16 protein-coding genes and 1 riboswitch are annotated in these 20,178 nt (G+C 59.8%); of the genes, 15 read left to right on the forward strand and 1 reads right to left on the reverse strand.

The window, feature by feature from the left end; all coding sequences use genetic code 11:
- On the reverse strand, positions 1-3,232 hold a 3,232-nt coding region (locus ABI546_RS08135; protein WP_348045882.1), incomplete at its 3' end, for a DUF748 domain-containing protein.
- 742 nt (positions 3,233-3,974) lie between these two features.
- On the opposite strand from ABI546_RS08135, the gene ABI546_RS08140 reads away from it, so the two are divergent.
- The 15 genes from ABI546_RS08140 to ABI546_RS08210 all read left to right on the forward strand — a co-directional run.
- Positions 3,975-4,859: a lytic transglycosylase domain-containing protein gene (locus ABI546_RS08140; RefSeq protein WP_348045884.1), complete on the forward strand. Its 885-nt coding sequence runs from the start codon at positions 3,975-3,977 to the stop codon at positions 4,857-4,859.
- A gap of 140 nt (positions 4,860-4,999) precedes the next feature.
- Positions 5,000-5,130, forward strand: a riboswitch (ZMP/ZTP riboswitch).
- 57 nt (positions 5,131-5,187) lie between these two features.
- Positions 5,188-6,432 carry a serine hydroxymethyltransferase gene (gene glyA, locus ABI546_RS08145; protein ID WP_348045886.1) on the forward strand — a complete coding sequence of 415 codons (1,245 nt, stop codon included), beginning with the start codon at positions 5,188-5,190 and terminating at the stop codon, positions 6,430-6,432.
- Between the two features lie 100 nt (positions 6,433-6,532).
- The gene (gene nrdR / locus ABI546_RS08150) at positions 6,533-6,982 is read left to right on the forward strand and encodes a transcriptional regulator NrdR (protein ID WP_348045888.1); all 450 of its coding nucleotides are present in this window, start codon (positions 6,533-6,535) and stop codon (positions 6,980-6,982) included.
- Positions 6,983-7,151: 169 nt separating this feature from the next.
- Complete coding sequence (gene pilV, locus ABI546_RS08155; RefSeq protein WP_348045890.1) at positions 7,152-7,787, forward strand: type IV pilus modification protein PilV; 636 nt, start codon at positions 7,152-7,154, stop codon at positions 7,785-7,787.
- Positions 7,784-8,818, forward strand: coding sequence for a PilW family protein (locus ABI546_RS08160; RefSeq protein ID WP_348045892.1), 1,035 nt, complete (start codon positions 7,784-7,786; stop codon positions 8,816-8,818). Before pilV ends, ABI546_RS08160 begins: the two co-directional genes overlap by 4 nt.
- 3 nt (positions 8,819-8,821) lie before the next feature.
- The gene (locus tag ABI546_RS08165) at positions 8,822-9,451 is read left to right on the forward strand and encodes a PilX N-terminal domain-containing pilus assembly protein (protein WP_348045894.1); all 630 of its coding nucleotides are present in this window, start codon (positions 8,822-8,824) and stop codon (positions 9,449-9,451) included.
- An 18-nt stretch (positions 9,452-9,469) separates the two neighbouring features.
- On the forward strand, positions 9,470-13,936 hold the full coding sequence (locus ABI546_RS08170; RefSeq protein ID WP_348045896.1) for a PilC/PilY family type IV pilus protein: 4,467 nt from the start codon (positions 9,470-9,472) through the stop codon (positions 13,934-13,936).
- Entirely contained in the window at positions 13,933-14,451 is a 519-nt protein-coding gene (locus ABI546_RS08175) for a type IV pilin protein (RefSeq protein WP_348045898.1), read from the forward strand. The genes ABI546_RS08170 and ABI546_RS08175 overlap by 4 nt, the downstream gene beginning before the upstream one ends.
- On the forward strand, positions 14,448-15,032 hold the full coding sequence (locus tag ABI546_RS08180; RefSeq protein WP_348045910.1) for a GspH/FimT family pseudopilin: 585 nt from the start codon (positions 14,448-14,450) through the stop codon (positions 15,030-15,032). The genes ABI546_RS08175 and ABI546_RS08180 overlap by 4 nt, the downstream gene beginning before the upstream one ends.
- A 28-nt stretch (positions 15,033-15,060) precedes the next feature.
- Positions 15,061-16,146 (forward strand): bifunctional diaminohydroxyphosphoribosylaminopyrimidine deaminase/5-amino-6-(5-phosphoribosylamino)uracil reductase RibD, encoded by a 1,086-nt coding sequence (gene ribD, locus ABI546_RS08185; RefSeq protein ID WP_348045912.1) that lies wholly within the window; start codon positions 15,061-15,063, stop codon positions 16,144-16,146.
- Between the two features lie 106 nt (positions 16,147-16,252).
- The gene (locus ABI546_RS08190) at positions 16,253-16,897 is read left to right on the forward strand and encodes a riboflavin synthase (protein WP_348045900.1); all 645 of its coding nucleotides are present in this window, start codon (positions 16,253-16,255) and stop codon (positions 16,895-16,897) included.
- A 3-nt stretch (positions 16,898-16,900) separates the two neighbouring features.
- Positions 16,901-18,007: a bifunctional 3,4-dihydroxy-2-butanone-4-phosphate synthase/GTP cyclohydrolase II gene (ribBA, locus tag ABI546_RS08195; RefSeq protein ID WP_348045902.1), complete on the forward strand. Its 1,107-nt coding sequence runs from the start codon at positions 16,901-16,903 to the stop codon at positions 18,005-18,007.
- Positions 18,008-18,053: 46 nt separating this feature from the next.
- Positions 18,054-18,518, forward strand: coding sequence for a 6,7-dimethyl-8-ribityllumazine synthase (gene ribH, locus ABI546_RS08200; protein WP_348045904.1), 465 nt, complete (start codon positions 18,054-18,056; stop codon positions 18,516-18,518).
- A 38-nt stretch (positions 18,519-18,556) separates the two neighbouring features.
- Positions 18,557-19,072 carry a transcription antitermination factor NusB gene (gene nusB / locus ABI546_RS08205; protein ID WP_348045906.1) on the forward strand — a complete coding sequence of 172 codons (516 nt, stop codon included), beginning with the start codon at positions 18,557-18,559 and terminating at the stop codon, positions 19,070-19,072.
- A 25-nt stretch (positions 19,073-19,097) separates the two neighbouring features.
- The coding region (locus ABI546_RS08210; RefSeq protein ID WP_348045908.1) for a pyridoxal phosphate-dependent aminotransferase at positions 19,098-20,178 on the forward strand (1,081 nt) is incomplete at its 3' end.

The following is a 20,178-nucleotide window of genomic DNA, read 5'->3' on the forward strand; positions in this document are numbered from 1 at the left end:
TGGCCAGCGGGTTGAGCTTGCCCAGGATTTCGAGCGAGGCCGTGCCCTCGGCGCGTCCGCGCAGCTCCAGGTCGGCCATGTTGGGCGCTGTGGCGGTGGTGCCCGGCACGGTGGGTGTCACCGACGAAAAGGCGCTGAGCTTGCCGGTCAGGTCGCTGAGGTCGGCGGAGTAGTTGGGCTTGACGAAGCGGTCTGAGAACAGCACCTTGCCGTTGATCAGGCTGATCGGGCCGAAGTTGACGACAGGCGCCAAAGAAGCGCCTGCCGCAGTGGGTGACACCGGCGAACTGACGGGCGCTGCCGAGACAAATTCTGAAGCATTTTGGCCACTGGCCAGCACAGGCTGTGCGCCACCAGCTATGGTTTCAGTAGCACCAGAAACCGAAGGCAGCGGCGACGACGGAGAAATGGCCAGGGTTGCAGTGCCCGCCGGCGCGCTGGCGGCGGCCGCGTCCTTGCCGGACTTCACCAGATTTTGCAGGTTGATGCGGCCATCGGGCAGAACGATCACACGCGCGAAAAAGTCGGTGAGAACCGTTTCCTTGACATCGACCTTGGTGGCCTTGGCCGGGTCCAGCGCCACATTCAGGCCGCGCAGGTTCAGGGCTTTCCAGGCCAGCAGCTCTTCACTGGGCGCCAGGGTGTTGGCCCTGAACTCCTCCAGCGACACATCGCCCGCCACCTGCGCCTGAGGGCCCGCAGGTGTTTGCCGGTAAGACACGCGCCCCTTGAAGCTGGCGTCCGCGCGCAGCAGTTCAATATTGAGGATGTCGGCCAGATAGGGCTCGAAGGCCTGCACCGGCAACCGGTCGACCACCAGCCGCCCCTGCGCCTGGACCGGGCTCAAGCCGAGGCTGCCATTGAAGTCGACCTTGCCGGGCTCAAAACGCCCGGTAGCCAACCGCAGCGAAGCGGTCAGCGGCATGGGTTTGGCGGCTTGTGCCTTGGCGTCCGGCCTGTCGTTCAGCACCAGCCCGCCCAATTGGGCTTTCGCAGCGCCGACCTCAAACGTCACCGGCTTGGCACCGGACTGGTCGGAAAACGACATGGCGCCGCCGTCCAGCTGCACATCGGCAATTGCTACGGCCCAGAAGGGCGCTGCCGCGCGCGTGGCCGCGTCGGTGGGAGGTGGCGCCGGCGTGGTGGCGCCCGGACTCATCATCCAGCGTTCATACATCCAGCGCTTGTCGGTGTCGCGTGACACCTTGGCCTTGGGTTCGGCCAGCTGCATTCTGGCGGCCTTGAAGGACTGGCCCGTCACGTCGATGTCGACTTGCGCGAGCTCGACACGCTTGACGGAAACCAGCGACACCTTGCCCTGCGCCAGCAAAATGTCGCTGAGGGCCAGCTGCGGGGCGGTGACTTGCAGCAGCTGCGGCTTGTCGCCGCTGGGCGCCTGCCAGGTCACGCCGAGCTGGGCGTCCAGTTGCCCGTTCAGCGCCGGCAGCAAAAACTGCCCGACATATTTGGCGGCCATGCCCAGGGGCCAGGCTGCCACGGTGGCGGTGGCTTGAGCGGCCTGATCGGTGGCGGTGCCGCTGAAGGTCAAAAGCGCTGGCGTGGCAGCAGGTGCTGCGGGGGCGACGGGCTTGGCTGGCAGTTTGGTTCCGGTCTTTGCAGGCTGTGGCGCCGATGCAGCTGGAGGCGGCTCCAGTCCGATCGAACCGTTGAACTGCAGCGGCGCACTGGCCACAAAGGGCATGGCGATGCCGGAGGCATTGAGCACAAGGCCGGACAGGCGGATGTCGGCGGGCGAAGCCAGGGTTTCGTCCAGCCAGTTCACCCGACCCGCACGTACGGCCACACGCGCCACTTGAACTTTCCAGGGTGCGGATGAGGGCGGTGCTTTGGCAGAAGGCGCAGCCGCCGGGTTGCCGGCTGACGCGGCACTGGCAGGTGGCTGGGTCTGGGCCTGGGCCTGGGCCTGGACCGAACTATTCAAGTCATTTTGGCCTGCAGCCCCTTCTGGCTGAGCGCCAGCAGCTCCTTTTTTTATAGCATCCGATGCGACAGGTGGCAACAGGTTAAGCCGCCCTGCCCGGTCCCGGGCGAGCGACAGCGTGGGTGCGGTGAGCTCGACCGCCGAGAGTTTGACGAACTGCTCCAGCGGTCGCACGTCTTCCATCGTGACCTGCAGGCGTTCAAAAGCCAGCAGGTCGGCGCTGGCGGCTGGCGGCCGGGCGCCGGCCGCTGCACCGCGTTTGCCCGGGGCCGGCATGGCTGGTGTAGTCGCGAATGATGGCCCGGTGGTTTGCGCTGTCAGCAAGCGGACCTGTTCCGCCGTCACGGTTCCGGAAATGCGCACCACCGTGGCAGGGGTCTGCTCAAACGCGATTTTGGCGTCCGCGTGCAGCACCGCGCTCTGCAGCCTGACCGGCAGGCTGGCCGGCCAATACGCCAGATAGGGGTTCAGGTCGAAGCCGCGCAGGGTGAGCGTGGCCTCGGTTTTGTGGGTCTGGGCAAACGGCGTGCGTTCAGCGGCCGTGTCAAAACTGCTGCCGTTGAGCTTGAACGCCAGGTGCGGTGAAGTCTTCACCTCGCGCTTGGACTTGAGATTGCTCAAAAACGGCACCGAAAGGCCCAGCTCGCGCAGCTCATGGGTTTTGCCAACGGATTTGTCGGTGAAGTCCATCTGCCCGCCGCTGACCACAATGTTGTAGACCGCAAAACGGGGCGGGTCGCCGGCGGGCTGGTCCGCGGGCGTCTTGAAGCGTTCCAGCACGTCGTCGATGTCATAGCGCCCTTCTCCCTGGTGGGTCAGGAAAGCCACGGGTTCCTCCACCACCACGGCATCGGCCACCGGCGCCAGCCGCAGCAGGGATTCCAGTTCGGCATCTATATATAGGCGCTTGATGGAAAGCTGGGGCTTTGCCTGGGGAGACGACGAAGCGCCATCAGCCGTGCCGGCGCGCGCGATGGCCAGGTCGTGAAGCGTCAGCTCAAGCGACCAGGGCTTGAAGTCGACCCCGCCTACTGTGACCTGGCGCCCGAGTTTTTCAGAGGCGATCTTCTCCAGCTGGGACTTCAGGATGGGCGGCACCGCCGCATAGGCCAGCGCCCACAGCAGCAGGAGCAGGCCAAGGGCCCAGACGGCGCGGCGCCGCCACAGCGGCGACCTGGCCACGTTCGCCGCCCTGGCCGGCAAGCTTTTGCCGATTTCCCTCCATTTGTTCCATTTGTATTGCTGCCATTTCACGCCCGACCCGGTGTTTTTCGATTCATTGCTTGCCATAGGCGTCGAGTTTTTAGCGCCATGGCCAATCGGTCAATGGTTTATTTGAAAAAGACGGTCACCCCGAAAAAGAAAAACCCCGGCCAGCAAGCTGGTCGGGGTTGACGGCGGGCATTTATGCTCATGCCGTCGGGGTTCCGCAAAGAAGAGATGAATCGTCTCCAGTGCGATGAAAGCAAGTGATTGCTCTCAGTTCTTCCGGGGTTGGTTACCCGGTGGATGCCTGAATGAACAGACAACTGCAGGTTAAGCCTATGCCGCCGGACAGGCAAGACCATCTTTTCAATCACACCGCGCGCTGTGATTGCCGCTGCCTTTGGGAGCCCAACCGGCCATGGCTGACCGAATTTTCAACTTACATGAGATGTAGAAAACGGCCTACAAACGGACCGGCGCAGAGCCGATCTGACTTTTTAGGGGACTCATTTAACTTAGAGCGGGATCTCAAGTAGAGCCTCTAAGCACCTTGATTCAGGCCGGTTTTACCGGAAATCAAGGTTTTTATTTGAGTTTTTGATATAAAGAATCAATTTGTTATTATTGACAGGTTATTAACCAACCCCATAGAATCCCGCCAGTCCCACGAATCCTAGGGACAACCCGAACCCGCTGCCCTATTCATCAAAGAAGCCGGCAACGTCAAACAAGGGTCAACACCCACAAGGCAATGCCTTGGTTTGATGGCGACCCAATCAAAGCCTGCTTGGCCCCCAAAAGGCCTGCAAGCGTAGAAAGGAGTGCTATGACAGCGCTAGGACAATTCGGCCTTGACTTGAATGTCGCCGCACACGTGAAGAATGTGCGCAGCAGTGTTTCCAACATTGTTGATGACATCGCCCAAGGCTTTTTCGAGATTACCCACAACAGCTTTGCCCTGCTGGGCCTGGCCGTGGTGTTTGCAGTGATCACACTGACCGCCCGGCCCGACCTGCGCCAGGCCGGTGAATTCAAGCTCATGACCTGGTTGCAAGAGCGCCGGGAGGCCGCCGTCGGTTTTACCGAGCCGGCTGCCATTGAGCGGGCCACGGCGTCCAACCCGAAGGATCTGCCCTCCCAACAGGCGGCAGTGGCTTACTGGCTGAGCAAAAAATACGGCGTCGCGCCTGAGCCGCTGAGTGTGCTGGTGGCCGAGGCCTTTGACATCGGCCAGAAAGCCAAGCTCGACCCGACCTTGATCCTGGCGATCATGGCCATCGAATCCGGCTTTAACCCTTTCGCGCAAAGCCCGGTGGGTGCCCAGGGCCTGATGCAGGTCATGACCAAGGTGCACCACGACAAATACGACAATTTCGGCGGCAAGCTGGCGGCGTTTGACCCGGTGACCAACCTGCGCGTCGGCGTCAAGGTGCTGCAGGAATGCATCAGCCGTGCCGGCTCGCTCGAAGGCGGCCTCAAATACTATGTAGGCGCAGCCAACATGGACGACGATGGCGGCTATGCCGGCAAGGTGATGGGCGAGCATGCCCGCCTGCTGGCAGTGGTGGCGTCTGCGTCCAAGCGCGGCGCGCCCTCGCCGTTCTTCGGCACACCCCCCGGCACATCACGCCCGGTGCCGGCCTCTTTGCCGGCCAAACCCGAGGCTGAAGGCAAAACGCCTGAAAAGGTGGCGCTGCTGAACCAGTCCTGATCCGGCTGCCTTGCGGGCCTTTCTGCCTGCACTCATCCGCTCCAAAAGCCGGGCCGCCGCCAGCGCCCCGGCTTTTTGCTTTTCAGGCTGCAGGCAAAGAACCCTCAACACGGCAGGTTTTGGGCGCCCTCAGTTACACTAGCAAAGTGCGCAACTGGCGATAGGCTCAGGGTTTTCGCAACCATTGAAGCTGACGTGGGACACCACTGGGAAGCGCACCGCTGAAAGCCGATGGGCCGAAAGCGTTCAGCCGTTCGCCTGGGCAGCCCTTGTTTCATTTAGAGCCACGCTCATATGAATAGCAGGGACCACGTCTTTAAGGACTGCCATGTACGACCGCAACATCCTCGTTGAACAAACCGACCCCGAAATCTTCGCCGCCATCCAGGCTGAAAACGCCCGGCAAGAGCACCACATCGAGCTGATCGCCAGCGAAAACTACGCCTCGCCCGCAGTCATGGCCGCGCAGGGCTCGCAGCTGACCAACAAATATGCTGAAGGCTACCCCGGCCGCCGCTACTACGGTGGCTGCGAGCACGTGGACGTGGCCGAGCAATTGGCCATTGACCGCATCAAAACCATCTTTGGCGCCGAAGCCGCCAACGTGCAGCCGCATTGCGGCGCCTCCGCCAACGAGGCCGTGTTCCTGGCATTCCTGAAGCCCGGCGACACCATCATGGGCATGAGCCTGGCCGAAGGCGGCCACCTCACCCACGGCATGGCCCTTAATATGAGCGGCAAGTGGTTCAACGTCGTCTCTTACGGCCTCAACGACAAGGAAGAGATCGACTACGACGCGATGGAGCGCAAGGCCCATGAGACCAAGCCCAAGCTGATCATTGCCGGTGCCTCCGCTTACAGCCTGCGTATCGACTTCGAGCGTTTCGCCAAGGTGGCCAAGGCCGTCGGCGCGATCTTCATGGTCGACATCGCCCATTACGCCGGCTTGGTGGCTGCGGGCGTGTACCCCAACCCGGTGCCGCACGCCGACATCGTCACCTCGACCACGCACAAGAGCCTGCGCGGCCCGCGCGGCGGCATCATCCTGATGAAGGCCGAGCACGAAAAAGCCATCAACAGCGCGATTTTCCCCGGCCTGCAGGGCGGCCCGCTGATGCACGTGATCGCCGCCAAGGCGGTGGCTTTCAAGGAAGCCATGGCGCCTGAGTTCAAGGCCTACCAGCAGCAAGTCGTGAAGAACGCGCAGATCTTGGCCGACACGCTGACGCAGCGCGGCCTGCGCATCGTCAGCGGCCGCACCGAAAGCCACGTCATGCTGGTCGACCTGCGTGCCAAGGGCATCACCGGCAAGGAAGCCGAAGCCGTTCTGGGCAGCGCCCACATGACGATCAACAAGAACGCCATCCCGAACGACCCGGAAAAGCCGATGGTCACCAGCGGCGTGCGCATTGGCACCCCGGCCATGACGACCCGCGGCTTCAAGGACGAAGAAGCCCGCGCCACGGCCAACCTCATCGCCGATGTGCTGGACAACCCGCGCGACGCGGCCAATATCGACGCCGTTCGCGCCAAGGTCCATGCCCTGACCAGCCGCTTTCCGGTTTACCGCTAAGCATGACGGGCGGCGCAGGCACTATGATTTTGATAGCTGCTTGCGCCCGTCCATATTGGGCTGAAGGCCAATTCGTGTCTTTAAATGGGCGTCAGAACACATGAAATGCCCCTTTTGCGGCCACCTCGAAACCCAGGTGGTGGAAACGCGGGTGGGCGAAGACGCCGAATTCATACGCCGCCGCCGCCAGTGCGGCGCCTGTGAAAAGCGCTTTACCACCTACGAGCGGCCGGACGTGGCCTTTCCAGCCATCGTCAAAAAGGACGGCCGGCGCATCGAGTACAAACGCAGCAAGATTCTGGGCTCCATGAGCCTGGCCCTGCGCAAACGCCCGGTCAGTACCGAGCAAATCGACTCCGCCATTGAGCGGATTGAGGAAAAACTGCTGAGCCTGGGCGTGCGCGAGCTCGCCTCCAACCGCATCGGCGAACTCGTCATGCGCGAGCTGAAAAAGCTCGACAAAGTCGCCTACGTCCGTTTTGCGAGCGTTTACCGCAGTTTTGAAGACATTGACGAGTTCAAGACGCTGGTGGATGAGGTGCGGCGTTAATCGAGCGCTCTCGCCGGCATGTCTGATGTGCCACATGTGGAAGGAAATCACGGTTAACCGGGCAAACGACAGGCCCCGATACTGCCTTTCCAGTCAAACGGCGGACGGGGGGCGATAGCCGGTAGCGACATATCTACCCTACGAAATGTCCTCGCCCTATCATTGGCGCATGGACAAATCGCCTGCCCCATCCTCATATCAGCCCGGTCGCAGCCGCATGCTAGGGCGCGCCTCGAAGCTAGCGGGTTTCTCGCTGCTGGAGGTGCTGATTTCAATCATTATTTTGTCGTTTGGCCTCTTGGGCATGGTGGGGCTTCAGGCCGCCGCCCTTCAGGCCAACCGTGACGCCCGATTGCAGTCAACTGCCGGTGAATTTGCCCGCGAGTTGGCCGAAATGATGCGAGGAAACAAGGATATCGGGCTACTGGCTACCGGCAACCCTTACATGGGAAGTTTCGCCAGCCCTCTTGTCCCAGGCACCGCCGCTTATTGCCTCAATGCCGCTAACGCCTCTACCGGTTGCGCCACCACAACCGCCACCGCCAATGCAGAAATGACGGAGTGGCTGACCAGAGTTGACAGGGAACTGCCAGGTGCCCGGGTGGTCGTTTGCACAGACTCAGCTCCGTTCGACTCACAGGGCATACCGCGCTGGGCTTGCGATAACGTCGCCAATGCAACAACTGTCATCAAGATTGGCTGGACACGAAATTCCACCAATCGCTCCAATACGAATACCGCACCGTTGGACTTTGCAACGACACCTGGCATGGTGTTGCCAGTCACGCCGGGAAATTCTGTATGAATAGCGCGTCCAATTCATTTCCTCTGCCAGCCAATAGCCACGGGCGGTCGCACAGTCAGGCTGGTTTGACACTCGTTGAACTGCTGGTTGCACTTGTCATCAGCACTGTCATTGCCGTTGCGGCAGTTTCCGCACTTGTGGCCAGTCGCCAAGGGTTTTCCACTGTTGATGCCGCTGCGCAGTTGCGTGAAAACGCCCGATTTGCCACGGAGTTGATAAGACGCCTGGGTGTACAAGCCGGATTTGATGATGTATCTTGGGCTGCCTCCTCTCGCGTAGGCGGAGACCCAACCAACCCCGATCCCAACGTAACCGGCTTTAACAATTCAACCTCCAGTGCCAGCGATCCGAGCAACGTGGCAGTTGCCCGTACCGGCGCGACATCGCCAGGGTATGGCAGCGACGTATTGGTCATTCGATACCAAATTGCCTCAACCTTTCCCAGCTCCGGCGTTTCCGACCTGTCGATGATCGATTGCTCGGGAAACGCATCCACGGTTGTTCCCGTGAATCGCGACGACAGAGCCTGGAGTGTCATTCATGTTGCTCCCAGCGCGGTCGACGGTGAGTTGAGCCTGATGTGCTCTTCCGCCAATCCGACCACTGGCGTCATTTCGGTGCAACCCATTATTCGTGGCGTGGAGAACTTCCAGGTGCTTTACGGCGTTGTGGGTGTTATTCCCAATACGGCACCCACCGGACTACCCACCAGCTCCGTTGCCGATCGTTACCTGCGCGCCGACCAGATGACTGTGCCCGGCAATCTTATGGGCACCAATGACAATTGGCGCCGGGTCAGAAGCCTGCGCATCGGCATGATTTTGCGCGGCCCGGTCGGCTCTTTTCCCGAAGGCCAAACACAGCCGACCCTTTACCCCCTCGGACAGGCGGCAGACTCTTCTGGCGGTACGGCAGGCTCTGCTTTGTCGTCGGCCACTGATCCCGGCACGATTTTTACGCCCGCCGTCGACCGTCGGCTCCGCCAAGTGGTGACTTTTACGATTCATCTACGCAATGAACAGGGACTTTGAGCAATGAGCGCAATCACAAAGGCGGGGTTGCTCCGCTGGAGCAGCAAGTCACAGCAAGGCGCATCACTGATCATGGTAATGATCATCCTGACCATCGTGTCACTGGTGGGCGTTGCGGGTATGCAGATTTCGACCATGAGCGAGAGAGGCGCACGCAATGACAGAGATCAGCAGATTGCATGGCAGTCTGCCGAGGCGGCTCTGATGGATGCAGAATTTGACATGTTCGGCCCCGGTGCATCGTCAAGGCGCTCGATTTTCTCTCCCCAGACAAATGTCGGCGCATTTATCGACGGGTGCGGGTCGAGTGGTGCAAGTGCCGGACTTTGCAGTCTGGCTACAACCGGAAAACCGGCGTGGCTGACAGTTCCCTTTGACGTAGTAGGCGCAACTGCCCAGACCACGGAATTTGGCAGCTTTACCGGAAGGGCATTTGCGGCAGGAAGCATTGGCATTCAGCCTGCCAAAAAACCACGCTACGTCATTGAGGCCATTCCTGACCAATTTGGCGCGGGCTCGGGTAGCCGCAACCTGACCTCAACCGAGACCAAATACATCTACCGTGTGACTGCCATGGGTTTTGGCCCACGCGACGATATCCAGGCCCTTGTCCAGATGATTTACCGAAATTAAGAACGGGTAGATGTCACCATGAAAACAAACTCCTTGTCCTCATACCCTTCCGACAGCACCTCGCCAGTGAAACCGCGATTTGGGCTCTTCAGTCAAAGCAAGTTGGGACTGTTCGCCAAGCGACGCTGGATACCCCTCGTCACGTTGTTACTTACAGCCACCGTTGCGCTTGTGGTAATTGGCGCGACCACCCCACCCAACATCAAGGGACTGGCGCTGTCTTCAGACCCCCTGTTCGCGGCAACCGGTGGCGACAAGCCTGTGATTGCACTGGCTCTGTCAGTGGAGTTTCCAACGGTGGGCGCGCAATACCTCGACGCGAATTACAGCAATACCAACGAGTATCTTGGCTACTACGACGCGGAAAGTTGCTACACCTACAACAACGCGCCCTCAGAAACCCCGGCGTCGGGACTGACAACGACCGACTACAAGCGCTTTGACCGCACCGGCGCGGCCACTAACAGAATGTGCACCAACGCATTCAGCGGGAATTTCCTGAACTGGTCGTCCAGTTCTGCTATCGACATGTTGCGCCTGGCCTTGTCCGGCGGCGACCGCTACATCGACACCCCTTCACTGACCATCTTGCAGCGGGCCGTTATTCCGAATGGTGACCCCTCCTGCTTCTGGAACACCGGTAACTTTCCCTCCAAGCAGTTGCAAAAAGACGGCGGCGGTACAGGGAAATACTGGGGTGCAATCCCTACCGCAATGATCACTCAGGCAGCAGGCAGTAATGTCTTTGTGGCAAATACGTTAAATCAAATATTTTTTGGGACGTCCGCTACCGGAGGGTGCGGCAACACGGCGGCTTATACCTTAGGCGCCGGTTCCATACGGCAAAAAGGCACCACCGCCAGTTTTAGCACGCGCAATGCAGGTTTGGGTAACTTTGGCGGTGTGCTTTGCGCAGCTGAAAATGCGGAGTGCAACTTCACAGGCGTCAAGGAGGTGCTCTACGGTGCCCAAGGCACCAACAACTCAAACGGCGGATGGGTCATTTTCCCGGCTTCCGAAGGTGTGACTTGCAACACAGCCACCATCGGCGTAGACCCCGCACCCGGCACGGTGAAGTCCTGCTACACGCGTAACTACACCGGCTCCTGGACGCCCACCCCCTCGACAGCAACGTTGAATACCGATGGCTTTTTCTATTCCCGGGTTCAAGTGTGCAATAGCAACGTTTCGGGCGTACTGCAGGATGTTCGTGACTTTGGGCTGTGCACCAAATACCCCAATGGCAACTTCAAGCCAACGGGCAGCATCCAGAAGTACAGCGATCAGTTGCGACTGGCAGCTTTCGGTTACCTGATGGACCAGACCCAAAGCTCAAGCGGCGGACGCTATGGCGGTGTGTTGCGGGCACCCATGAAATTTGTCGGGGCCAAGACATTTGATGAAACAGGACTCGACAACACCCCTGGCACCGGCAATCCCAAAGCCGAATGGAATGCCAACACAGGTGTTTTCGCAGCCAACCCTGACGGTGACACCACGCAAGCCACACCCATCAGCGGCGTCATCAACTACCTGAACAAATTCGGTCGGACCGGCCCGACCCCCGGCCGCTACAAAATTTACGACGCCGTCGGTGAACTTTATGGCGAAACGCTGCGATATCTGCAAGGGCTTGGCCCCACGCCCGGCGCTGTTAGCGGCTTGACGACAGCCATGTATGACGGCTATCCGGTCTACACAGCCTGGACCGACCCCTATGGAGGTTCGCGCACCAATACGGCAGACTACTCATGCCTGAAAAGCAACATTGTGGTGATCGGCGACGTCAATACCCACGATGGCAACACCCTCCTGACACGGACAGCCAATACAGCCAACAATATCCAGGACTTCAGCTACTGGAAAGGTATTGTCAATAGCTTCGAATCGAATGCCAGCACATCGTACCTCGATGGTCAGGGCGTGTCGCGAACAACGGGCAACCCCAACACGCCAAACACTCAGACGCAAAGCGTGTCCAGCGGCTCGCAAGTGCTGACGGGCCAAGCCTACTGGGCACATACCCATGACATTCGGGGAACAGGATGGACAGGCAGCCCGGCGCTGCAGCGGCCAGGCCTGAGGACCAAGTCCTTTTTCTTTGACGTCAATGAGAACGGTTCGTCAAATACCACCGCCTACAGGCAAAATAGAAACCAGTTTTTTACCTCGGCGAAATACGGTGGCTTTGAATCCGACTCGTCCAACATTGGTGGCAAACCATACAACGCCTACGGCAACCCGTTCAAAAAGCAAGACGGCACCAACAACAACGATGTCTGGCAAGATGTAGATGTTCCAGGTGAAGCCAGTACGTTTTATCTGCAAAGCAGTGCGCGAGACGTGTTGAATGCGTTTGACAGCATTTTCAGTCGTGCCTCGACCTCTGCTCGCAGTATTGCAAAAAGCGCCATTTCCAACCAGAACCTGACCGCTGCGGGCAGCACCATCTATCAAGGTGCGTTTGACACTTCTGATTGGAGTGGAGATGTCCTGGCGATCCCGGTCACTGTGAATGCCAGTAACACCGTCGCGATCGGTTCAACACCCAACTGGCAGGCCGTTACCAAACTTGGCGCTCTTGCAGCTCCGGCAACCACGCGTAATATCGTCGTCGGCCGAGCAGGCGCCACAACCAATCCCCCCGCCAGTGACTTCCAATGGGCAAGCATCGACAGTACGCTCCAGGTTGATCTTGCAAAATTGACACCGGCGTCTGCAGCGGATGGCCTGGCCCAGGACCGCCTTAACTACATCAGGGGTGATCGCTCCAAAGAGGGCGCACCTTTCCGCCTCCGAAGCAAGCTGCTTGGAGACGTCGTCAATTCGGGTATTGTGTATTCGGGCACACCCACCCTCAGCATTACCCCGGGAACAGCGGCTTACAACACTTTCTTTAGCACCAACTCAAGCCGTACACCTGCCGTATTTGTTGGCGCCAACGACGGCATGCTTCACGCCTTCAATGCCAATACCGGTGACGAGCTGTTTGGCTACATCCCGAGCTGGATGGGACCCAAGCTTGCCGCACTGACCGCCACGACATATAACAGCAACCATCAGGCCTATGTTGATGCCACACCGGCGGTCGCAGAAGCCCAAGTAGGAAGTGCCGGCTCCGCAAGCGACTGGAAAACCGTATTGGTAGGAGGCACAGGTGCCGGTGGGCCTGGCGTATACGCTCTGGACGTCACAACCCCCTCCACCTTTTCGGCCTCCAATGTCATGTGGGAGTTCACACAGAAGGACGATGCTTCGATGGGGTATGTGGTCGGGCGCCCCCAAATCCTCAAGTTGCGCACCAGCGCTCCGGGAGCCACCACGGCAACTTATCGCTGGTTTGCAGTGGTGGCAAGTGGCGTGAACAACTACACCAATCCCGACAGCACGGGTAACTACAGTGACGGCAATCCTGCACTGTTCCTGCTCGCCCTTGACAAGCCGGCAGGCACGGCATGGACATCCGCAGGCGCCACGCCCAATTACTACAAACTCACCGTTCCTGTAGACAGCACATTAAGCGTAAACAACGCTACAGGCACCGCGCCTGGACTGATTAATTTCGCGGCAACCTTTGGCCTGAACAAGGAATTGGCGCAAATTTACATGGGTGATTTGCACGGCAAACTGTGGAAACTCGACTTTACGCAGCGCGGCGCCAGCGAATGGACTTTTGACCTGTTGTCCTATTTCAAGAAGGGCACGGCTCCCATTGTTGGTTATCCCATGTTCATTGCCAAAACAAGTGGTGGCTTAGTACAACCGATCTCGATGCCGCCCATTGTGGTATCCGGGCCGGTGGTCGGTGGTGTCAACACGTCCTACGTCTCGTTCGGTACCGGAAAATATCTGGAAACGGGAGACAAGACATCCACTCTCCAGAATTCGTTCTATACCGTATATGACAATGGCAGTGCAGCGGCCGACACCTCGCCAGTCGGCAATAGTGCCGTCAACGGCAGGGGACGGTTGCAGGCGGGCACTGTCAACGTGACGGCCCGAACCGTGACATTTCCTGCCTTCAAGATAGGCCGTGCCACCAGCGATGGCGACTCAACGCAGCGATCGGGCTGGTACTTTGACTTCGCGGTCTCCGGGGAGCGAAGCATCACGAGTGTGAGCCTCATTGGCGATACCCTCAAATTCGGCTCGCTTATACCGGCGGCTTCCGGTGCGCTAGGTTCCTGTGTCGCAAGCGGCGGCAGCGGGCAGACATACGAGATGAATATCGATTCCGGCAATGGATCTTTCAGGACATCAACTGTTGGTCTGCTGGGAGAGCCCTTGCTGATTGAGGTGTCGAGCGCAACCACCTACACCGTCAGTACGACCACCGGCAGGCGAATCAAGACTACCGTCACCCAGAACACGGATGTCGGCTCTCAAGGCGTAGCGACCAGTGGAACTACTACAACCACCTTTGTGACAGGACGGTTAAGCTGGCGTCAAATCAACAACTACCTTGACTTAAAGAACGCACCATGAAATACAAACAAATGAGGGGCTTCACCCTGATGGAGCTGATGATTGTGGTTGCCATAGTTGGCATCCTGGCTGCCGTGGCTTATCCTGCTTACACATCGTCAATCTTGAAAGGCAAGCGAGCCCAGGCCCGTACGGCCTTGGCTGAACTGCTGCAACAGCAGGAACGTTATTTGACCCAAAGAAACTGCTATCTGGGGTTTACAACGGCAAGCACTGGCGTAGCAACAGCCGCAGCTCCCGTGCCAGCCACGGCTTGTGGGGGCGTAACAGCCTCAAGCGTGCCGTTCAAGACCTACTCAGGGGACTCGCTTGCGAATGGCGCGTATCTCCTGTCAGCAGAGAACTGCACCAGCGGTACCGCGACCTTCTCAATCGCGGAATGCGTGCGCGTGGTTGCACAACCCAAGGGTAGCGACTCCGCTGTTGGTTCGCTGAGAGTGACAAGCACCGGCGTCAAAGACTGTACGGCTCCGCCAAGCGGCGTTACGCCTACTTTTTCACTTTGCTGGCCATGATGTCCCGGCGTAAAATCTCGAGCGGCTTTACGCTCATCGAGTTGCTGATCACGCTGGCAATTGGCGTGGTCTTGACGATGGTTGCCATCCCGAGCTTGACGACCTTCAAGCGCAATGCCGAACTGACTTCGGCTACCAACACATTCATCGCCGCGATCAACGCGGCCCGCTCGGAAGCAATGAAGCGTGGAATGAACTCGTTCGTCGTACCGACCAACAATGGCTCCGACTGGAGTACAGGCTGGGTGATTTTTGTCGACAAGGACAGAACCCAAACTTACAGCCCTACGTCTGACGGGACCATTCTTGTGCAGAACGCGCTTCCTGCTTACTTTAGCGTGACAGGAACGAACGTTGCCACGGGCAGCACCCCCTACATCATGTTTGATGCCTCTGGTTATGCAAAAACAAAGACAGGTACATTCGGCGCGTTGACAATTACGTTGACCCGTAACGACCTTGCCGGAAACACTCAAGCCGATCAAACCCGCAGAATCATCATCTCCAAGACGGGGCGAACCAGGACCTGCAAGCCAACGAGCACAAGCGACGCTAGTTGCTCCACAAGCGCTACCGATTGATTTGACTTTGTTTTCTAACGCGGAATACATCCGGCTGGCGACGGACCTGGCGGAGACTGGTATTCGAATGGTGCAGCCCAACCCGTCCGTTGGTTGCGTAATCGTTGATGACAACGGCTCGGTTTTAGGACAAGGCCATACCCAGCAGGTCGGTGGCCCCCACGCCGAAATCATGGCCCTGCGCGACGCGCAGCAACAGGGCCGCGATGTTTCAGGTGCCACCGCTTACGTCACCCTGGAGCCATGCTCCCACTATGGCAGGACCGGCCCCTGTTGCGATGCCCTAATCAACGCAGGCATCAAAAAAGTGGTAGCTTCAATGGCAGATCCCAACCCCCTGGTATCCGGCCAAGGTTTTGAGATATTGCGGGCAGCCGGCATTGAAGTCGAGGTAGGTCCCGGCGCTGCCGAATCGCGTGAAATCAACATAGGCTTCCTCAGCCGCATGACCCGGCGCACGCCCTGGGTTCGCATGAAGATTGCATCCTCGCTCGACGGCACCACAGCGCTGGAGAACGGCAAAAGCCAATGGATCACTTCTGCTGAGGCGCGTGCCGATGGTCATGCCTGGCGAGCCCGGGCATCAGCGGTTTTGACTGGCATCGGCACTGTGCTGGAAGACAACCCTCGTCTCGATGTGCGCTTGGTGGAGACAACACGCCAACCGCACCGCATCATCGTGGACAGCCAGCTGCAAACCCCGCCGGACGCCGCGCTCTTCGATACGGACGGCGAAGTCTGGATTTACTGCGCTATCCAGGACCCCGCAAGGACAGCGGCCCTGCAAGCTCGCGGCGCCAAGATCATGACCCTGCCCTCCCCATTTGGCAAGGTGGATCTCGCCGCCATGATGCGTGACTTGGCCCACCGTGAAATAAACGAGCTGCATGTTGAAGCCGGCCACAAGCTCAATGGCTCGCTGGTCCGGGAAAACTTGGTAGATGAATTCCTGCTTTACATAGCCCCTACGCTGTTGGGCCCGGGCCGTGGCATGACGGCGCTGCCGGCGCTGGAAGAGCTCTCGAGCGGGCTCGCGCTGCAGTTTGTATCGACGCGCATGATCGGACCAGACCTGCGCATACTGGCACGCGTCAAGGGCCGCGACCAATTCTAGGCTTTACCGAAGCAAGTCAGCCCCCTGGGCACCGGTTGGGCAGCTTTCGTGCCGGTTTAGTGGCCCTGCCCGTCCGGATGGCTTCAATCCCTGCGAAAATAGCCGGATGTTTACCGGAATCATTACCGGCTTGGGGCGCATCGTCGCCATCCATAGCCTGGGCAGCTCTTCAGACCATGGCAAGCGGCTTACCATCGAGACGCCTGCGGGTTATCTTGACGACGTAGGGCTGGGCGACAGCATTGCCCTGAACGGCGCCTGCATGACCGCCACGACGCTGGATCTTGCCAATAACCGGTTTTCCATCGACATCTCTGCGGAATCCCTGGCCAAAACCACCGGGCTGGCAGAAACAGGCCCCATCAACCTTGAAAAAGCCCTCCGCGCGCACGACCGCCTGGGTGGGCACATCGTGTCAGGCCATGTTGACGGCATTGGGCGCGTAACGCATTTCGCCGAAGTGGGCGAAAGCTGGGAATTGCGCATTCTCGCCCCCCGCGAACTGGGGAAGTATCTGGCGTACAAAGGCTCCATCACCGTCAACGGCGTGAGCCTGACCGTGAATCGCGTCGCCGACTTGGCCGCCCCTCCCGCCGGAACTGAAATCAGCATCAACCTCATCCCCCACACGGTTCAAAACACCGCACTCGGCCAGCTGAGTACCGGTTCCAACGTCAATCTGGAAATTGACCTGATTGCCCGCTACGTGGAGCGCATGCTCAACGACGCTCCTAAAACCAATACGCCCTGACCCATGACCACTGCCATTTCTCCTGTTGAAGACATCGTTGCCGACATGCGCGCGGGCCGCATGGTCATCCTGATCGACGAGGAAGACCGTGAAAACGAAGGCGACCTGGTTCTGGCGGCAGACCACGTCACCCCCGAGGCCATCAACTTCATGGCGCGTTTCGGCCGCGGCCTGATCTGCCTGACCCTGACCCGCGAGCGCTGCGAGCTGCTGCAACTGCCGCCCATGGCCACCCGCAACGGCACCAAGCATTCCACCGCCTTCACCGTCTCCATTGAAGCCGCCGAGGGCGTGACCACCGGTATTTCAGCCGCCGACCGCGCCCGCACCGTGCAGGCCGCAGTGGCCAAAGACGCCAAGGTCAACGACCTGGTCCAGCCCGGCCATATTTTTCCCTTGCAGGCCGTGGACGGCGGCGTGCTGATGCGCGCCGGCCACACCGAGGCCGGCTGCGACCTCGCCGGCATGGCTGGCTGCTCGCCGGCCGCCGTTATTTGCGAAATCATGAAGGACGATGGCACCATGGCCCGCCTGCCGGATCTGCTGCTGTTTGCCGCCGAACACGGCCTGAAGATCGGCACCATCGCCGACCTGATTGAACACCGCAGCCGCAACGATTCGCTGGTTGAGAAGATTGGCTGCCGCACCATTCAAACCGCCTTTGGCGAATTTACCGCCCATGCCTTCAGGGACAAGCCAAGCCAGGGCCTGCACCTGGCCCTCGTCAAGGGCGCATGGTCCGCCGACGATGTGGTGGCTGCGCGCGTGCACGAGCCACTGTCGGTACTCGACGTACTGGAAACAGGCCGCTCCATGCACTCCTGGAGCCTGGACCAAAGCCTCAAGCACATCGCCGACGAAGGCAAGGGCGTTGCCGTACTGCTGAACTGCGGCGAAAGCGCTGCGCAATTGCTGGCCCAGTTTGAGGGCACGGCACGCGCCAGCCAGGCACCCGAGCGCGGCCGCATGGACTTGCGCACTTACGGTGTGGGCGCACAAATTTTGCGTGAATGCGGCGTGCACCGGATGAACCTCATGGGCAACCCGCGCCGCATGCCGAGCATGACGGGTTATGGCCTCGAGATCGTGGGCTACACCACCAAAGACTAGCCCATTCACAATTCATTTACTCAAAAATCAATCAAAGGGATTCATCGTGTTTGGAGCAGAAAAAGGTTCAGGCGACAAGCTTGACGGCAAAAAACTTTCGATCGGCATCGTGCAGGCGCGCTTCAATGAAAGCATCACCAATGCACTCGCCGAAGCCTGCAAGCACGAGCTGGCCGCACTGGGTGTGCCAGAGGACAACATCAAACACGTCAAGGTGCCCGGCGCACTGGAAGTCCCCCTCGCGCTTCAGGCCCTGGCCGAAAGCGACAAATACGACGCGTTAATCGCCCTGGGCTGCATCATCCGTGGTGAGACCTATCATTTCGAGCTGGTGGCCAATGAAAGCGGCGCCGCCGTCACGCGCCTGGCGCTTGACTACCAGCTGCCCATTGCCAACGCCATACTGACGACTGAAAACGTCGCGCAGGCTGAAGCCCGCCAGGTCGACAAAGGGCGCGACGCCGCCCGCGTCGCCGTCGAAATGGCGAACCTGATCAATGACCTTGCCTGAGCGCCTGCTCCTGCACCCCTTAACCTGACTGGCACTCCATGGCAGACCCCATCACCAAACCCAAACGCCCGCCCCAAACCCGCACCGGCCTGACCGATACGGGCGTGAAAAAGGCGGCGGACAAATCCGCCCGCACCCGCGCACGCGAGTTCGCACTGCAAGCGCTCTACCAGCACCTGGTGGGTCGCAACGAGGCGGATTCAATTGACGCGTTTACCCGCGACCTCGTGGGTTTCCACAAAGCCGACTCAGCCCATTACGACGCGCTTTTGCACGGCTGCATTGAAGGTGCGGCAACGCTCGATGCAGGCATCACGCCCCTGCTGGACCGGCCCATGGCCGAAATTTCGCCGGTCGAGCATGCGGTGCTGTGGATAGGCGCTTATGAGTTCACCCACTGCCTCGATGTGCCCTGGCGCGTCGTGATCAATGAGTGCATCGAGCTTGCCAAAGCCTTTGGCGGAACCGATGGCCACAAGTACGTCAATGGGGTGCTGAACAAAATGGCGCCCTCGTTGCGCGCCGCCGAAGTTGCCGCCGACAAATCCCGATAGGGGCTCGCCCCGCGAAAGGCCAGCCTTGAAAATCGCCCAGCGGGCTCAGCGGATTGAGCCCTTCTATGTCATGGAGGTTGCCAAAGCGGCCTCTGCGTTGGCGCAGGAATTTGCGCACAGCGCTTCGCCCATGATCTTCCTGAACATCGGCGAGCCCGACTTCACGGCGCCGCCCCTGGTGCAACAAGCCGCAGCCCGCGCCATTGAACACGGCACGACGCAATACACCCAAGCCACGGGTTTGCCGGCACTGCGTGAACGCATCAGCGGCTGGTATGCCTCGCGCTTCGGCGCGCAGGTCGCGCCCAGCCGCATCATCATCACCGCGGGGGCCTCTGCTGCCCTGCAGCTGGCTTGCCTGGCCCTGATTGAGTCAGGTGACGAAATCCTGATGCCCGACCCCAGCTACCCCTGCAACCGGCATTTCGTCAGTGCGGCCGAAGGCAATGCAGTGCTGGTTGCGACCACCGCCGAAGAACGCTTTCAGCTGACCCGCGAAAAGGTAGAGGCGGCATGGAACCCCAAAACACGCGGTGTACTGCTGGCCTCGCCGTCCAATCCTACGGGCACATCCATCGCGCCCGAAGAGCTGCAGCGTATTCACGAATTTGTGCATGGCCGCGGCGGCATCACGCTGATCGATGAAATCTACCTGGGCCTGAGCTATGAAGAGCATTTCGGCCATTCAGCACTGGCCATGCCCGGCGACCTGGGCCAAAGCGTGATCAGTATCAACAGCTTCAGCAAATATTTCAACATGACCGGCTGGCGACTGGGCTGGCTGGTGGTGCCCGAAGCGCTGGCACCGGTGATAGAGCGCATCGCACAAAACCTCTTTATCTGCGCGAGCACCGTGGCCCAGTACGCCGCCCTGGCCTGCTTTGAACCCGAGAGCCTGCAGGAGTACGAACGCCGCCGCGCCGAGTTCAAGGCTCGCCGCGACTACTTCATTCCTGAGCTGAACCGCCTGGGCCTCACCGTCCCGGTGATGCCGGATGGTGCGTTTTATGCCTACGCCGACTGCACCGCTGCAGCCGCCCGCCTGGGCGTCAGCGGCAGCTGGGACTTCGCCTTCGAACTCATGAAGCGCGCCCACCTGGCCGTCA

Source organism: Polaromonas sp. (assembly GCF_039932935.1).
In the GTDB taxonomy this organism is placed as follows: Bacteria; Pseudomonadota; Gammaproteobacteria; order Burkholderiales; family Burkholderiaceae_C; genus Polaromonas.

Excerpts from the sequence above, each read along its gene's own strand:
- ABI546_RS08140 (WP_348045884.1), top strand. The coding sequence starts at position 3,975 with ATGACAGCGCTAGGACAATTCGGCCTTGACTTGAATGTCGCCGCACAC.
- ribBA (WP_348045902.1), top strand. The coding sequence starts at position 16,901 with ATGACCACTGCCATTTCTCCTGTTGAAGACATCGTTGCCGACATGCGC.
- ABI546_RS08160 (WP_348045892.1), top strand. The coding sequence starts at position 7,784 with ATGAATAGCGCGTCCAATTCATTTCCTCTGCCAGCCAATAGCCACGGG.
- ABI546_RS08165 (WP_348045894.1), top strand. The coding sequence starts at position 8,822 with ATGAGCGCAATCACAAAGGCGGGGTTGCTCCGCTGGAGCAGCAAGTCA.
- nusB (WP_348045906.1), top strand. The coding sequence starts at position 18,557 with ATGGCAGACCCCATCACCAAACCCAAACGCCCGCCCCAAACCCGCACC.
- glyA (WP_348045886.1), top strand. The coding sequence starts at position 5,188 with ATGTACGACCGCAACATCCTCGTTGAACAAACCGACCCCGAAATCTTC.
- ABI546_RS08170 (WP_348045896.1), top strand. The coding sequence starts at position 9,470 with ATGAAAACAAACTCCTTGTCCTCATACCCTTCCGACAGCACCTCGCCA.
- ABI546_RS08175 (WP_348045898.1), top strand. The coding sequence starts at position 13,933 with ATGAAATACAAACAAATGAGGGGCTTCACCCTGATGGAGCTGATGATT.
- ABI546_RS08180 (WP_348045910.1), top strand. The coding sequence starts at position 14,448 with ATGATGTCCCGGCGTAAAATCTCGAGCGGCTTTACGCTCATCGAGTTG.
- pilV (WP_348045890.1), top strand. The coding sequence starts at position 7,152 with ATGGACAAATCGCCTGCCCCATCCTCATATCAGCCCGGTCGCAGCCGC.
- nrdR (WP_348045888.1), top strand. The coding sequence starts at position 6,533 with ATGAAATGCCCCTTTTGCGGCCACCTCGAAACCCAGGTGGTGGAAACG.
- ABI546_RS08190 (WP_348045900.1), top strand. The coding sequence starts at position 16,253 with ATGTTTACCGGAATCATTACCGGCTTGGGGCGCATCGTCGCCATCCAT.